Consider the following 14,007-nt stretch of genomic DNA (forward strand, 5'->3'; position numbering starts at 1 on the left):
TCTGGGTCACGCCCGAAGGCGGCGGCGGTCCGAACTACGCGGGAATGTGAAGCCTGGCAAGGCCGAATACGCTGGATGGCCGTGTCGTCATCGTTAGAGATGGCATGGAAGCCTCCCACCTTCTGAACCGAGATCAGAGCCGGCCTGGGGAGCGGCCATTTCCCGGGGGCAAAAACGATCCAGCTGCAAAGCCGGTACACCGCCGTATGGCGTACCGGCAGGCCCAGACCTTCTTGCGCGATGCGTCCCCGGCAGGCCGCGGCCTGCCGGTTTCGAACATGAAGGTCAATGTCCGGCACACCGGCCAGCGCTTGGAGGCGGAGGTCCAAATGGTGGCCCGCACATTTGTGCGTCGGCCACGTCGGTCACGACGGCCAGCTGTAGAACAGCAGCCGGCGCAGGGACCGCAGATCGAGCTGGCCGTTGACGCCGGCTAGATCCGGGCATTGCCCGAAAAGGAGGGCGTGCGCAACTTCGCCGTCGTGGCTTCGAAGCTGGTGCGGCCGGTTGCCCACCATGGGTACACGCATGCCTACGTCGGCAGCTCCAATCCTCACCAGGGCGCCAGGCAGCAGGCCTTCTTGACCATGCTCCACGTGCCACAGGACGCGCCGGTCACCGTGCTGTCCGATGGAGGCGATGACGTGGCGTTCGCGTGCAAGCTGCCGCGGCCGACTGAAGGTTGCTATGGCACGGTCGCCAGCAGGAATGCCTGCAACGCCTTGAAGCCTTACGTCGCGATACCGGCTGGGCCGGATCTCGCAACCCGCGGGGCAGCCTCATCAGCTACCTGCAGAACTACGCCGACTGGCTCATCGACTACGGAAGCGGTATCGGCAGCGCCGGCCGATGTCGACATTTGGCGCCGAATCGGCCGTCGAGTATGTCGTTGACCAGCGCATGAAGAACAAGGGGGCCATGCGCTGGAGCCGGCAGGGCGCCAATGCGCTGTGCTGTAGGTCCGCTGCGCGGTGCTCAACGGCATCGACATGCTGAACTTCATGCGCTGGTACCCGCGCCACCGGAAATCGGGCTTTCCGGCTGCACCGCAGGCCTCTTAGAAGGCTTGCTCCTGCTGCTGGCCGCTCCCGCAACCGCTTGTGCCTGCAGCGCCTCAAAACGTGCCTGCAGGCTTCCACACGTTACGTTTCTTCTCCACGCCTGACCTACGGTTTGCTCGTGCGACAGGGCTGTCGTGCGCGCCAACGTGGAGAAGAACATGAACGGAATTCAAGACCGGTGGCCGGTTTCCAGAACTGCACTGCAACGGCTGGGCTGCACTGTGCTGCTGGCGGCTTTGCCGCTGGCCTACGCGGCCACACTGGCCGTGCAGCCCCAGGCCGGCGAGCCTGCCTCGCAGGTGGATTTGCGCGGGGCCGGCATGGCCCCGTTCGAGGACGTGGAGCTGCGCTACGACGGCACCGCGCTGGGCACGGCCCGCGCCGACGCCTCGGGCGTGTTCAAGGCCAACGACGTCGTGATTCCCGCCTCCGCGTTGCCGGGGAGCCGGCCCATCGTGGCCGTGGGCCGTGGCAGCGGCACCCGTGCGAGCGGGCCCTTCCTCGTGCGCACCAACTGGCCGCAGTTCCACCGCGGCACGTTCCGGCACGGCGAGACGCCGCACGAACAGCGGCTGGGCCCGGACAACGTGGCGCGTTTGCGGCTGCTCTGGGGAGTGCCCACCGGCGATCCGGCGGACCCGCCCCTGCGAGGTGCCCCGGTGCTGGCGGACGGCCTGGTGTACGTGCTGACCTCGTCCCTCAAGCAGGGCCGGCTGCTGGCGCTGAATGCCGCCACCGGCGCGCAGAGCTGGTCCCGGTTCACGGGCTTCAGCGCCTACTGCGACGCGTCACCGGCCGTGGCACAGGGGCGGGTGTACGCGCCGGCCTCGCGCCGTTCACGGCCTTCGACGCCAGCACCGGCGCCGTGCGCTGGCGCGGCAGCGACGCCGTCTGCGCAGCCAGCGTCACGCCTACCGTGCTGCAAGGCAAGCTGTTCACCACCTTCAGCGGCGGGCCCAGCCTGGAAGCGCGCGACGCGGCCAGCGGCCGGCTGCTGTGGACGCGCCGGATCTGCATAGGCACGCCACCGGCGTGCACCTATGCCTCGGTGGCCGGCCCGCTCGCGGCCGGCGACGGCATCGTCTACGTGACCAACCACGCCAACGGCATGGCAGCCTACGACATGGACAGCGGACGCCAGCTCTGGTCCCGCACCGTGGGCTCTGGTGGGATCTATTCGGCACCGGTCGTGGAAGGCGACGCGGTGTACGTCAGCGACCACAACGGCCAGCTGCATGCCCTCAACCGCCGCACGGGCGCGCAGCTGTGGTCGGCACCGACGGGCCGTTTCAACCACTCGACGCCCGCGCTGGCCAACGGCGTGCTCTACGCGGGCGGCGACAGCGGCCTGACCGCCATAGACGCCCGCACCGGCGCCGTGCGCTGGGTGCAATCCGCCGTCGGCACGGTGGTGACCTCGCCCGCCGTCGCCAACGGTGTGGTGTACCTGGGCGGCAAGGACGGCCGCCTGTACGTGCTGGATGCCCTCACCGGTGAGGTGCTGCACAGCCGCCAGATCGCGCCGGCCGACCGCGAGCTGGTCTCCTCGCCCATGGTGGCCGACGGGGTGCTTTATATGAATACCGGCGACCGGATGCTGGCGTTTGGGTTGTAGCTCAGTGTTGAGCCAGGGCGTGGCCGGCGTCAGGTTGTGCCATTTGGCCATTTGCGGGATGTATTCAGGCGAATTTGGCCACTGCCGCACCAATCCGCATGAAAAGTCCGACAACCCCCTTCTGGAAGATCGTGGCCTGGGTGGAAGACCGGCAGCTCAAGGCCGCCGGCTTCGTGCTGGACCAGTCCGACGAGATTCAGGCGCACGGGCCCATCACGCAGGAAATCAGCTTCGGCTCCTACAGGCCTCGCCCCATCGCGGAAACCCAGGACCGAACCGGTCTGCAGTTCCCCGAGCTGGTCCACGTCGATACGTTTCGATGAGCCTTGGAGCAACGCAACGGGCCGTGGCGGGCCAATGCTCATGGCACCAGGTGCTGTTTGTTCATGGCGAACGCTCCTATCGGTTTCGGTAGTCAAATGTTGACTACCTCGGGCACGCTGATGCCAGTTCGAGTGGGAGCGAATGGACGCTCCCACCTTGATGGCCTGTCAGGCCGTAGTAGTCAGGACAAACGCGGGCTGCCCTCCCCGCCATCAGAGCCACCGTAGCCAAAGGCACGCCGGTAGCCGCTCGGGCTCGTGCCCATCACGGCAGAGAAACGCTGCCGCAGCGCACCGGCAGAAGAAAAACCAGCCTGCGCGGATATTTCCTCCACCGACAGCGCCGTCTGCTCCAGCAGCGCTTGGGCTCGGCGAATGCGGGCCAACAGCAGCCACTGCAGCGGTGTCGTGCCTGTCTGCTCCTTGAAGCGGCGACTGAGCGTGCGCACGCTCAAATGCGCTTGGGCGGCGACGTCTTCCAGCGTCAGCGGCTGGTGGCAGCGCTCACCCATCCACTCGATGAGCGGCTGCAGCGAGGCGCGCGTGCTGGGAGGCTGGTGCACAATGAACTGAGCCTGGCCGCCGGCACGCTCCAGTGGCATCACGCTCAACTTGGCCACGTCCGCCGCGACTGCCGCGCCGCAGTCGCGGCGCACCATGTGCAGGCACAGATCCAGCCCGGCGGCAGCACCAGCGGAACAGAGCACTTGGCCGTTGTCCACGAACAGCACGTTCGGTTCCACGCGGACCTTGGGATAGCTGCCCGCTAGTTGGGCCGTGGCCAGCCAGTGCGTGGTGGCCCGCAGTCCGTCAAGCAGCCCGGCCGCGGCAAGCACGAAGGCACCACTGCAAATGGAGGCCAAGCGCGCACCGCGGCCTGCCGCCGCGCGCAGCGCACGTAGCACTTCTGCCGATGGTGGCCCAATGGGCCGGTGCACCCCGGGCACGATCACCGTGTCCGCATCAGCCAGCCGCTCCAGCCCCCAGGGCAGTACCAAATCCAGCCAGCCGGCCTTGACGGTCTGCGCTTCGCCGCAAAGCAGTATGTCGTACACCGCGGCACCATTAGCCTGCCTCGCGCGGCCGAACACCTCGCACGGAATCGCCAAATCGAAATTCACGACGCCCTGCAGCGCCAGGACAGCCACCTTGTGCATGGCCAGAGTCTAGCGGTGACAGAATTCTAGCCAGTAGCTCTGAGGTAATGATTGGCGAGAAATCCTCGCAAGTTGGCCATCTAGCCACTTGGGCGGGCCGGTAGGCTGAGGCGACCATGGCGGCCCTCTTTCCAACGAATTGCCGCCCGATGCTCTCCGACCACTTGCGCCACTTGCGCCGCTGCGCGCTTGCCGAATCCGTGACACTGCTGCTCCTGCTGTGTGTGGCCGTGCCCTTGAAGCACGCGGCGGGCTGGCCTTGGGGTGTCAACGTGATGGGCCCCCTCCATGGCTTGGCCTTCGTGCTCTACGGCTGGAGGCTGCTGGTCACTGCAACCTATGCCGGCTGGCCTGTGACCTTGACGCTGCGGCTGGCCGCCGCAGCGTTCCTGCCCTTGGGCGGCTGGCTGGTCCACCGCTACGTGCTGCGGGCGCGTACAACGCTGCTGGCGTTGTCGGCATGACGGGCTACACCTTGCTCAAAGTTGGGCACCTCCTTGCAGTGACGGTGCTGCTGGTTGGGTTGTCGCTGTTGTGGTGGACGTTGCTTGGCCTACAACACATCGAAGCCGGCAAGCCAGGTATCGCCGGCCCTCCGGCCGAGACGGTGCTCAGGCTGGATGCCTTGGTGACCTCGCCTGCGCTGCTGCTGGCCTGGGGCTTGGGGCTGGCGCTGGCACGGCTGGGTGGCTGGTTTCCTGCACCCTGGCTGCTGCTCAAGCTGACGCTGGTCGTGCTGCTATCGGCCTGGCATGGCCTGCTGTCAGGTCATTTGCGCCGCCGCCTGCGCCAGCCACGGCCGGGCAGCCTGTCACGCTGGATGGCACAGGCCCGCTGGATGGTGCCGGCCCTTGCCGTGGCCATCGTGGTCTTGGCGATCGCAAAGCCGGCCGGCGCTTGAGCGCCGCAGCCGGGGTTCTCATTCCAATGCGTCTTCGCTGGTGAAAGACTGGCCCAGTCTGCCATCACGGAGATTAGGCCATGCCTTGAACAGCCAGCGGTAGTGAAGTGCTGGCGCAGGCGCGACAGGGGCTGCGCGAAGCCAAGACGGCAGAGGAGTTGCACCAATGGTTGCCTCGGACAGCGCTCTGCCGACTCTGCAGATCACGCTCGGCGTCGGCGCGCTGCGACGCCGGCCACGGCCATGCCGGCGAGCATCAGCGCGTAGGTCGACGGTTCAGGAACAGCCGACACCTTGCCGCCGGCGACAACACCCCAGTTGCCCCACAGCACAGCTTGGTGGTCCTTGTCGTTTCGCAGCAGCACAGACATTTGTGCCCGTCAGGTGCTCGCTATCGGGCGCTGAGGTCGGAGTTACGTTCGCGCTCACCTCTTGCTTGAATGGGTCGCCGTCAATGAACTTGGACTGAAAGAACACGCTGGCGTAGGAGCCGTCATAGCCGAAGTCGCGACGAGCATCGACCCAGGGCGTGCCCCAAGCATCCAGCGTGTACTGACCGGTAACCCGTATAGCGGTGTTGGCCGACAGCACGAACAGCGGCTGCCCGTCAACGGTCCGGTACAGGGCACGGCTTTGGTACTCGTTGCGCTTGGTGTTAGCGTAGCCCACCACGCTGACGTCGTAAGTACCCCCCTAGCAAACAGTCCAGCGTCTGACACCGAGGAAGACCCGCTCTTGCTTCCGTTGGAGGCTTCGATGGAGGCTGAGGCCGGCACGGTGAAGCTGCCCGTAGCCCTGTCGCACACGTTTCCGACGTCGCAGAAGTGGTAGTCGATAAAGGACTGGGCTAGCGCACCGCCGCTGAACCGCACGTAGGGCGTGATGCCGTCGTTGGGATCCATATCCACCAACTCGTACTGCAGACCAGTGAGGCTGGCGCTGGAACCTACGGCGGCCAAGACTGGAGCGGATACGGCAACCAGCAAGGTGCTCAGGATGAGTTTCATCGAGGCATCTCCATTCACAAAAATGAAGGAATCTCAGGAGCAGAAGCGGAGGCTTGGCTGAGCCAACAGCGCTGGTACATGCTCGCGCCGCCTTGCTTGAGGGCCAAAAACGCCCTTAGCTATCTGCTCTTATCGGTTGGCAAGAAAGCCAGCCAAAGCTGGCAAGGCTTTGGTGACGTGCACTTCGCATGCGCTCACCATCCATTCACACATGACGTACGGGCCCACCACCAGGGCCCGAAGTCCATCTACCGTGCCCACAGTCGCGGCACTGCTTGAAACGGCAGGGCGCTCGCAGCGAGCTTTGCCACGCCGCATGGTGTAGGCGCAAGGCTGGTAACAACATCCTGACCGTGCTCACCGACTGACCTGCCCGGCTCGGATCATGACCTCCACCAGCAGCTCGCTGGCCCCAACCCAAACGATCTGGACGCCCAGGCACAACAGGATGAACGCCGACAGCCGCAGGAACACCTCCGTGCCTGCCTCGCCCAAGGGCCGCAGCAGGTGCTGCGCGTAGCGGAATGCGAGGTAGATCAGCATGCCGATCGAGACCACCGCGAGCACGCCTCCGGAGAGGCTTGCCAGCGAGAGCGTCATGCGCGGATGGGGCAGGGTCACGCCGACGGTGATGGCCGTCGAAATGGAGCCCGGGCCGCAACTGAGGGGAAACGTCAGCGGGTAGAAGGCCTGGCGGCTGGCCTGCTCAGCCGTGAAGGCTTCGGCGATGCCGCTGCCCTGGTCCAGCGGTTGCTGCCCGGGCGACAGCAGCCGCCAAGCCGCCGTAGCGACGATCAGGCCGCCGCCCACGCGGACGATGGGCAGTGAAATGCCGAAGAAATCGAGCACGTACGAGCCCACCAGCATCGAGCCCATCAGCAGCAGGGCCGTGTTGCGCGCGATGCGGCGCGCCAGCAGCCGCCGGGTGGAGCCACTCGCTCCTTCGGTCATGCTCAGGAAAATCGGCGCCGTGGCCGGCGGATTGATGATGGGCAGCAGGGCGGCCAGCACGAACAGGTAGCTGCGGCCAAACGCACCCAAGATCTCCCACGCGCTCATGGCTGCTCCTGTGGCTTGCCTTGCGATGCGACAGACAGGTCCCTGAGCCAACGCCGCAGCACGCGCTCGCGGCGTTGGCTCACCGCCCAGAAGCCAGCACGCACCCCGTGCCATAGCGCAGCGCTCATCGGCAACATGATCAGCGTGCAATGCCGTGAAAACGCGATGTTCACTGGCTGCGCGGCCTGGAGGCTGCTGGCGAGCAGCAGGTTGATAGCGATACCCGACACCAGCGGCCCTCCCAAACTTAGAGCAGTTCCACAAGCCTACAGCGTTACCAGCGACTTTCCGCGCCATGTCTGCAGCGCGGCCTCCATCGTCTTGGCCCAGCCCGGGGTGTAGCCCCGCTCCCAGCGGGCCCTGAGGCTGTTCAGACGCGCATCGTGCCGACGAGCGCCGGTGGAAAGTCTGGTATCTCCGTTCCGGACTACCTCGCCCAGCACCGCTTTCCTATTCTTTGCCTGCCCGCTTCAACCGTTTGGTTCGAGGCGGTCCGAGCGGCAGCCGGAACATGCGACAACGCGTTCCCGCCTGCCCGGATGGACAAACCCCTGATGGAAGACTGCGATGCCGCTGTTCTTGAATGAAGTCTGGCTCGGCGACGTGAGCCCCAAGGTGATGGATGAGGCCGTCACCTTCTTTGGCAACCTGAGCGTGGGCGAGAAACCCCGCAACCTGCCCAACGACCTGCGCATGGTGGCCGGACCGTGGCTCTCGGCCGAAGAGGCGAAGGTGATGTTCATCTTCGAGATCGATGACCCCTCCACGATGTTCGACGCCTTTGCCGAGCGCATGGTCAGCGGGCTGTTCGCGCGGCGCAAGCTGACGCTGCTGTCCGACTGGGATGGCCTGAAGGCCTACGCCGATCGCCTCAACGCCTGAGCGGCTGCAGACCAGCCCCGAGACAACCCGGGCTCGAAGCGTCGAGCCCCCAAGGAGTGAACGATGCCGATTTTTTTCAATGAAGTCTGGCTCAAGGACATGAGCGCGCCGGTCATGAAGGGCGTGGTCGATTTCCTGGGCAACCTGCGCCAGGGTGTCAAGCCCCACAACCTGCCCAGCGATCTGAAGCTGCTGGCTGGTCCGTGGCTTTCCAACGAGGAAGCCAAGGTCTGCTTCGTGTTCGAGATCAACGATCCGACCAGCACCTTCGAGGCCTTCGCCGAGCGGGTGGCGGCCGGCCTCTTCACCCGGCGCAAGCTGACGCTGGTGCAGAACTGGGATGGCGCCCGCTCGTTCGCCGCCTACCTCAACAGCCGCTGAGGCACGCAGGGCTGCACGGCCACAGACCGTGCCGCCCTACGCATGCCCATGAAAAGGAGACAAGCACCATGGACAACAACGGCCCGATTCCCGGCATTGAAGCGGTGCAGCCCGGCGTGGCCCGGCGGCGCGCGGCCCTTAAGAAGATCGCCTCCTTCGCCGCGCTGGGGGCCGCACCCGGATCGCTGCTGGCGCCGCTGTCGGCACGCGCCGCGCCGGCTCGCTTCGCGTACAAGCTGGGCATCGCTCTGGCGCCATCGCACCCCACCACGGCCGGGCTCAAGGCTGCGTGCGCCGAGATCCTGAGCGAATCGCAAGGCCGGCTCTCGATCGAGGTGTTCCCCAACAGCCAGCTGGGCAGCGACACCGACATGATCTCGCAGGTGCGTTCCGGCGCCATCGATTTCGTAAGCACCGCCGGCCTGATCTGGGGCACGCTGGTGCCCGTGGCCTCGATCAGTGGCGTCGGCTTCGCCTTTGCGGACTACCAGACGGTGTGGTCGGCCATGGATGGCGAGCTCGGTGCCCACATCCGTGCCGGTTTTGCCAAGGCCAACCTCGTGCCGCAGGCGAGGATCTGGGACCATGGCTTCCGCCACGTCACCAGCAGCACCCGGCAGATCAGCGCGCCTGCGGACCTGAGCGGCCTCAAGATCCGGGTGCCCTTGAGCCCGGCGCTGACCTCGCTGTTCAAGGCCTTCGGGGCTGCGCCGGCGGGCATCAACATGGCCGAGACCTACACGGCACTGCAGACCAAGGTCGTTGACGGGCAGGAGAACCCGCTCACCATCCTCGAGACGCAGAAGCTCTACGAGGTGCAGAAGTACTGTTCCCAGACCTCCCATGTCTGGGACGGCTTCTGGCTGGTAGGCAACATGCGTTCGTGGAACGCGCTGCCCGAGGAGTTGCGGCAGCTCGCGGCGCGCACCTTCGACGCGCATGCGCTGCGCCAGCGCCAGGCGGTGGATGCGCTCAACACCCGGCTGCGCGACGACCTCAAGGCCAAGGGCATGGCCTTCAACACGCCCGCGCTGAGCCCGTTCCGGGACGTCCTGCGCAAGTCCGGGTTCTACCAGGACTGGCAGAAGAAGTTCGGGGCCGAGGCCTGGGCCCGCCTCGAAAAGTACGCCGGAACGCTCGCTTAGGGCGCATCCGCCACGGCAGCCGTGCAGGCGATGCAGGGCGTGCAGCGCATGCCCCGCAGGCCCGCCTACGCCCCGACCGACCCTTCACGACCCCTCCACACAGGAGACTCGCATGACATTCACACGCATGTTCAAGGCACTGCGCTGCAGCCTGCTCGCGTTCGCGCTGCCGGGGCTGCACGCGGGCGCGGCATCCGCGCAGGACCTCGATGGCAAGTACATCCGCACGCCCACGGGCTACCTGATGGTGTTGCGCAACGGCGACAACGTGCTCGCCCATCTGGAGCGGCTGGCCATCGCCGAAAAGATTCCGAGCGCCAGCTTCGTCGGCATCGGCTTCATGCGCGAAGCGACCTTTGGTTTCTACGACTTCGGCCGCAAGGCCTTCGACCCGCGCACCTTCAACAACGTGGAGCTGGCCCACATGACGGGGACCATCGCCTGGAAGGAGGGCAAGCCGTCCATCCACGCCCACGGCATCGTCACCGATGGCAGCTTCGCCAGCCAGGGCGGACACCTGCTCGGCCTGACGGTAGGCACGGGGTCGTCGGAGATCACGGTCGTGCTGCACCCGGATCGGCTGGAGCGCTTCGTCGATCCGCAGATCAGCGCCAACGTGCTCGGCCTGCCCGGACATCCATAGACGGCCCCAGGCCGCACATCCCCAGCGCAGCAGGAATGAGAGGAGACACCATGCAGCAGTTGCAAGCACATCTGCCATTGCCGGCAGAACGCCCGGCGCACGGCCCGGGTACCAGCCGTATCGCGCCGGCGCAGGACGGTGGCGCCGGCTCGATGCCGGGTTGGGCCGTGCGGGCCGACCGGGTTCTGGGCTATGCCGCCGAGGTGCCGGCGGCCTTGCTGGTGGTGGCCGAGATCGGCGTGCTGTTCAGCGCCGTGGCCAGCCGCTACGTGTTCCACCAGCCCATCGTCTGGGCCGACGAGCTGGCGTCGATCCTGTTCCTGTGGCTGGCCATGTTCGGTGCCGCGGTGGCCTTCCGCCGCGGCGGCCACATGCGCATGACGGCCTTCGTCGACAAGGCGTCACCGCGACTGCGCAGCCTGCTGGACCTGGTGGCCGTGGTGGCGGCCTTCGTCTACCTGCTGCTGGTGGCCCATCCGGCCTGGGAGTTCGCCAGCGAGGAACGCATGGTGACCCTGCCGGCGCTGGACATCTCCAATGCCTGGCGTGCCGCCGCGCTGCCGGTGGGCATGGCGCTGCTGGCCGCCATGGCGGGCGTGCGCCTGCTGGCCTTCCAGGACCGCCGGCTGCTGCTGGCGGCCGTGGCCGCGGTGGGGGCGGTGGTGGGCTCGCTGGTGCTGCTGCAGCCGGTGCTCGGCGAGCTCGGCAACCTGAACCTGCTGATCTTCTTCGTTGGCATCGTCGGCGCGCTGGTCTTCGCCGGCGTGCCCATCGCCTTCGCGTTCGGCCTGGCCACCTTCGGCTATCTCTCGCTGGCGACCTCGACGCCCACCATCGTCGTCATCGGCCGCATGGACGAAGGCATGTCGCACCTGATCCTGCTGGCGGTGCCGCTGTTCGTGTTCCTGGGCCTGCTCATCGAGATGACCTCGATGGCCCGGGCCATGGTGCAGTTCCTGGCCAACCTGCTGGGCCACGTGCGGGGCGGCCTGTCCTACGTGCTGATCGGCGCGATGTACCTGGTCTCCGGCATCTCCGGCTCCAAGGCGGCCGACATGGCGGCCGTCGCCCCGGTGCTGTTTCCCGAAATGAAGCAGCGTGGCGCCGAGGATGGCGAGATGGTGGCGCTGCTGTCGGCCTCGGGAGCGCAGACGGAGACCATCCCGCCCTCGCTGGTGCTGATCACGGTCGGGTCGGTCACGGGCATCTCCATCGCCGATCTGTTCACCGGCGGCCTGCTGCCGGGCGCGGTGCTGGCCGTGATGCTGGGCCTGGTGGTGTGGTGGCGCTGCCGCGCCGACGGCCGCTCGGCCGCGGCGCGCGTGGGCTGGCCGCAGATCGGCCGCAGCCTGCTGGTCGCGGCCCCCGCGCTGGCGCTGCCCTTCGTGATCCGTGCCGCCGTCGTCGAGGGGGTCGCGACCGCGACCGAGGTTTCCACCATCGGCATCGTCTACTCGGTGCTGATGGGGCTGCTGGTCTACCGGCGCTTCGACTGGCGGCGCGTCGGCCCGGCGCTGGTCGAGACGGCCTCCTTGTCGGGCGCGATCCTGCTGATCATCGGCGCGGCCACCGGCATGGCCTGGTCGCTGACGCAGTCCGGCTTCTCGCGGCAGCTGGCCGAGGCGATGACGCAGTTGCCGGGCGGCGCTGCCGGCTTCGTGGTCGTGTCCATCGTGGCGTTCATCGTGCTGGGCAGCGTGCTCGAAGGGATTCCCGCCATCGTGCTGTTCGGTCCGCTGCTGTTTCCCATCGCCCGGCAGCTGGGTATCCACGAGGTGCAGTACGCCATGGTCGTCGTGCTGGCCATGGGCATCGGCCTGTTCGCGCCGCCCTTTGGCGTGGGCTACTACGCCGCGTGTGCCATCAGCCGCATCCATCCCAATGTCGGCATCCGGCCCATCCTGGGCTATCTCGTGGCGCTGCTGGCCGGCACCGCGCTCGTGGCTCTGCTGCCATGGATCTCCATCGGCTTCCTGGGCTGAGCCCGGGCGCAGCACCTCCATCGATCCCCATCACCTTCTTTCAAGGAACGACATGACGAACGACCAATCGACGCATTGGCAAGACCTTGCCGCGCGCCTGCGCGGTGCCGCCGATAGCGGCGTGGCCATCGCTCCCCTGCGGCACGAGCTGGAGGCCGGCGGCATCGAGGCCGCCTACGCGGTGCAGGAGGCCAACACGCGGCACCACCTGGCCTGTGGGCGCCGGCTCGTGGGCCGCAAGATCGGCCTGACCTCCAAGGCCGTGCAGGCACAGTTCGGCGTGGACAGCCCCGACTTCGGCATGCTGTTCGCGGACATGGAGCTCGCGTCCGGCGATGACGTGCCCCTGGGCCGCGTGATGCAGCCCAAGGCCGAGGCGGAGATCGCGCTCATCCTGCAGCGCGACATCGTGGAGGCGGACGTGACGCTGTCCGGGCTGATCGCCGCCGTGGCTTACGTGCTGCCGGCGCTGGAGATCGTGGGCAGCCGCATCCGCAACTGGGACATCCGCCTGCTGGACACGGTGGCCGACAACGCGTCCTCCGGCCTGTACGTGCTGGGCACCGAGCCGCGGCGGCTGGACCAGGTGGACCTGAGGCTGTGCGGCATGGTGATGGAACGGGGAGGCGAGACAGTGTCCGTCGGCGTCGGCGCCGCCTGCCTGGGCCACCCGCTGCATGCCGCGCTGTGGCTGGCACGGAAGATGGTGGCGGTGCGGCGGCCACTGCGGGCCGGCAACGTGGTCATGACCGGCGCCCTGGGCCCCATGGTCGGCGTGGCGCCGGGCGAAGTGATCGACACGCACATCGGCGGACTCGGTTCGGTGCGCGTTGCCTTCTCGGACTGAGCGTTTGTCTTCGCAACGGTTTCAACGAACGGAGAATGCACATGTCCTCACGCAAACTGAAAGCCGCGATCATCGGCAGCGGCAACATCGGCACCGACCTGCTCATCAAGAGCCTGCGCCACGGCGTCCATGTCGAGGTCGGCGCCATGGTCGGCATCGACCCGGCCTCCGACGGCCTGGCCCGGGCCGGACGGCTGGGCGCCGCGACCACGCACGAAGGGGTGCAGGGCCTGGCGGCGCTGCCGGTCTTCGACGACATCGACATCGTCTTCGACGCCACCAGCGCGTCGGCACACGCGCGCAACGACGCCTACCTGCGTGCGCTTAGGCCCGGCCTGCGCATGATCGACCTCACGCCCGCGGCGATCGGCCCGTACTGCGTGCCGGTGGTCAACGGCGAGCAGCACCTGGACGCGGCCAACGTCAACATGGTGACCTGCGGCGGGCAGGCGACCATTCCGATGGTGGCGGCGGTGTCGCGCGTGGCGCGGGTGCACTACGCCGAGATCGTGGCCAGCATCTCCAGCCGCTCCGCCGGCCCCGGCACGCGGGCCAACATCGACGAGTTCACGGAGACGACCTCAAAGGCGCTGGAAGCCGTGGGGGGCGCCGCGAAGGGCAAGGCCATCATCATCCTGAACCCGGCCGAGCCGCCGCTGATGATGCGCGACACGGTGTACACGCTCAGCGAGCTGGCCGACGAGGCCGCGGTGCGTGCCTCGGTGGAGCGCATGGCGGCCGACGTGCAGCGCTACGTGCCGGGCTACCGGCTGAAGCAGCAGGTGCAGTTCGAGCGGGTCGACGGCCTGGACATTCCCGGTGTCGGCTGCGTCAGCGGCCTCAAGACCAGCGTGTTCCTGGAAGTGGAGGGCGCCGCGCATTACCTGCCGCCCTATGCCGGGAATCTCGACATCATGACCAGCGCGGCGTTGGCTACCGCCGAGCGCATGGCCGCGCGCATGCTCCAGCAGCGCCCGGTCCGCGACAGTGCCACTGCCTGAGAA

15 protein-coding genes and 1 pseudogene are annotated in these 14,007 nt (G+C 67.2%); 12 read left to right on the plus strand and 4 right to left on the minus strand.

What is annotated here, in order from left to right; all coding sequences use genetic code 11:
* The first annotated feature begins 1,219 nt into the window (after window positions 1–1,219).
* From SM757_RS35605 to SM757_RS26205, 3 genes are all read left to right on the plus strand, one after another.
* Window positions 1,220–2,080: a PQQ-binding-like beta-propeller repeat protein gene (locus SM757_RS35605; RefSeq protein WP_407655805.1), complete on the plus strand. Its 861-nt coding sequence runs from the start codon at window positions 1,220–1,222 to the stop codon at window positions 2,078–2,080.
* Entirely contained in the window at window positions 1,978–2,676 is a 699-nt protein-coding gene (locus tag SM757_RS26200) for an outer membrane protein assembly factor BamB family protein (protein ID WP_407655806.1), read from the plus strand. The genes SM757_RS35605 and SM757_RS26200 overlap by 103 nt, the downstream gene beginning before the upstream one ends.
* A gap of 98 nt (window positions 2,677–2,774) precedes the next feature.
* The gene (locus tag SM757_RS26205) at window positions 2,775–2,999 is read left to right on the plus strand and encodes a hypothetical protein (protein ID WP_322467644.1); all 225 of its coding nucleotides are present in this window, start codon (window positions 2,775–2,777) and stop codon (window positions 2,997–2,999) included.
* 182 nt (window positions 3,000–3,181) lie between these two features.
* Here the strand turns inward: SM757_RS26205 and SM757_RS26210 are convergent, their stop codons facing one another.
* Entirely contained in the window at window positions 3,182–4,156 is a 975-nt protein-coding gene (locus SM757_RS26210; protein WP_322467645.1) for a GlxA family transcriptional regulator, read from the minus strand.
* Between the two features lie 149 nt (window positions 4,157–4,305).
* Between SM757_RS26210 and SM757_RS26215 the strand changes: the two genes are divergently transcribed.
* The gene (locus SM757_RS26215) at window positions 4,306–4,620 is read left to right on the plus strand and encodes a DUF3817 domain-containing protein (protein ID WP_322467646.1); all 315 of its coding nucleotides are present in this window, start codon (window positions 4,306–4,308) and stop codon (window positions 4,618–4,620) included.
* Window positions 4,617–5,057 (plus strand): CopD family protein, encoded by a 441-nt coding sequence (locus SM757_RS26220; protein ID WP_322467647.1) that lies wholly within the window; start codon window positions 4,617–4,619, stop codon window positions 5,055–5,057. The genes SM757_RS26215 and SM757_RS26220 overlap by 4 nt, the downstream gene beginning before the upstream one ends.
* Before the next feature lie 203 nt (window positions 5,058–5,260).
* Here the strand turns inward: SM757_RS26220 and SM757_RS35610 are convergent.
* The 3 genes and pseudogenes from SM757_RS35610 to SM757_RS26235 all read right to left on the minus strand — a co-directional run.
* Window positions 5,261–5,350 (minus strand): annotated as a pseudogene (locus tag SM757_RS35610) (PEP-CTERM sorting domain-containing protein); the annotation flags it as partial.
* A gap of 1,071 nt (window positions 5,351–6,421) precedes the next feature.
* Window positions 6,422–7,123 (minus strand): MarC family protein, encoded by a 702-nt coding sequence (locus SM757_RS26230; protein ID WP_322467649.1) that lies wholly within the window; start codon window positions 7,121–7,123, stop codon window positions 6,422–6,424.
* Window positions 7,120–7,353, minus strand: a complete 234-nt coding sequence (locus tag SM757_RS26235; RefSeq protein WP_322467650.1) for a hypothetical protein — start codon at window positions 7,351–7,353, stop codon at window positions 7,120–7,122. Before SM757_RS26235 ends, SM757_RS26230 begins: the two co-directional genes overlap by 4 nt.
* A gap of 337 nt (window positions 7,354–7,690) precedes the next feature.
* Here SM757_RS26235 and SM757_RS26240 point away from each other — a divergent pair, with 337 nt between their 5' ends.
* The 7 genes from SM757_RS26240 (at window position 7,691) to SM757_RS26270 (ending at window position 14,004) form a co-directional block, all read left to right on the plus strand.
* Window positions 7,691–8,005 carry a hypothetical protein gene (locus SM757_RS26240; protein ID WP_322467651.1) on the plus strand — a complete coding sequence of 105 codons (315 nt, stop codon included), beginning with the start codon at window positions 7,691–7,693 and terminating at the stop codon, window positions 8,003–8,005.
* A 63-nt stretch (window positions 8,006–8,068) separates the two neighbouring features.
* Window positions 8,069–8,386, plus strand: a complete 318-nt coding sequence (locus SM757_RS26245; RefSeq protein ID WP_322467652.1) for a hypothetical protein — start codon at window positions 8,069–8,071, stop codon at window positions 8,384–8,386.
* A gap of 68 nt (window positions 8,387–8,454) precedes the next feature.
* Window positions 8,455–9,531, plus strand: a complete 1,077-nt coding sequence (locus SM757_RS26250) for a TRAP transporter substrate-binding protein (RefSeq protein ID WP_322467653.1) — start codon at window positions 8,455–8,457, stop codon at window positions 9,529–9,531.
* A 112-nt stretch (window positions 9,532–9,643) separates the two neighbouring features.
* Window positions 9,644–10,174, plus strand: coding sequence for a PPC domain-containing DNA-binding protein (locus SM757_RS26255; RefSeq protein ID WP_322467654.1), 531 nt, complete (start codon window positions 9,644–9,646; stop codon window positions 10,172–10,174).
* 152 nt (window positions 10,175–10,326) lie between these two features.
* Window positions 10,327–12,156, plus strand: coding sequence for a TRAP transporter large permease (locus SM757_RS26260; protein ID WP_322467683.1), 1,830 nt, complete (start codon window positions 10,327–10,329; stop codon window positions 12,154–12,156).
* A 52-nt stretch (window positions 12,157–12,208) separates the two neighbouring features.
* A complete protein-coding gene (mhpD, locus tag SM757_RS26265) occupies window positions 12,209–13,003 on the plus strand; it encodes a 2-keto-4-pentenoate hydratase (RefSeq protein ID WP_322467655.1) in 795 nt (264 codons plus the stop codon).
* A gap of 41 nt (window positions 13,004–13,044) precedes the next feature.
* On the plus strand, window positions 13,045–14,004 hold the full coding sequence (locus tag SM757_RS26270) for an acetaldehyde dehydrogenase (acetylating) (RefSeq protein WP_407655807.1): 960 nt from the start codon (window positions 13,045–13,047) through the stop codon (window positions 14,002–14,004).
* Window positions 14,005–14,007 lie beyond the last annotated feature (3 nt).

The sequence above is a fragment of the Azohydromonas lata genome (assembly GCF_034427735.1).
In the GTDB taxonomy this organism is placed as follows: domain Bacteria; phylum Pseudomonadota; class Gammaproteobacteria; order Burkholderiales; family Burkholderiaceae_C; genus Azohydromonas; species Azohydromonas lata.

Coding starts and splice junctions, on each gene's coding strand:
- SM757_RS35605 (WP_407655805.1), top strand. CDS start 1,220: ATGAACGGAATTCAAGACCGGTGGCCGGTTTCCAGAACTGCACTGCAA.
- SM757_RS26205 (WP_322467644.1), top strand. CDS start 2,775: ATGAAAAGTCCGACAACCCCCTTCTGGAAGATCGTGGCCTGGGTGGAA.
- SM757_RS26210 (WP_322467645.1), bottom strand. CDS start 4,156: ATGCACAAGGTGGCTGTCCTGGCGCTGCAGGGCGTCGTGAATTTCGAT.
- SM757_RS26215 (WP_322467646.1), top strand. CDS start 4,306: ATGCTCTCCGACCACTTGCGCCACTTGCGCCGCTGCGCGCTTGCCGAA.
- SM757_RS26220 (WP_322467647.1), top strand. CDS start 4,617: ATGACGGGCTACACCTTGCTCAAAGTTGGGCACCTCCTTGCAGTGACG.
- SM757_RS26230 (WP_322467649.1), bottom strand. CDS start 7,123: ATGAGCGCGTGGGAGATCTTGGGTGCGTTTGGCCGCAGCTACCTGTTC.
- SM757_RS26240 (WP_322467651.1), top strand. CDS start 7,691: ATGCCGCTGTTCTTGAATGAAGTCTGGCTCGGCGACGTGAGCCCCAAG.
- SM757_RS26245 (WP_322467652.1), top strand. CDS start 8,069: ATGCCGATTTTTTTCAATGAAGTCTGGCTCAAGGACATGAGCGCGCCG.
- SM757_RS26250 (WP_322467653.1), top strand. CDS start 8,455: ATGGACAACAACGGCCCGATTCCCGGCATTGAAGCGGTGCAGCCCGGC.
- SM757_RS26255 (WP_322467654.1), top strand. CDS start 9,644: ATGACATTCACACGCATGTTCAAGGCACTGCGCTGCAGCCTGCTCGCG.
- SM757_RS26260 (WP_322467683.1), top strand. CDS start 10,327: ATGCCGGGTTGGGCCGTGCGGGCCGACCGGGTTCTGGGCTATGCCGCC.
- mhpD (WP_322467655.1), top strand. CDS start 12,209: ATGACGAACGACCAATCGACGCATTGGCAAGACCTTGCCGCGCGCCTG.
- SM757_RS26270 (WP_407655807.1), top strand. CDS start 13,045: ATGTCCTCACGCAAACTGAAAGCCGCGATCATCGGCAGCGGCAACATC.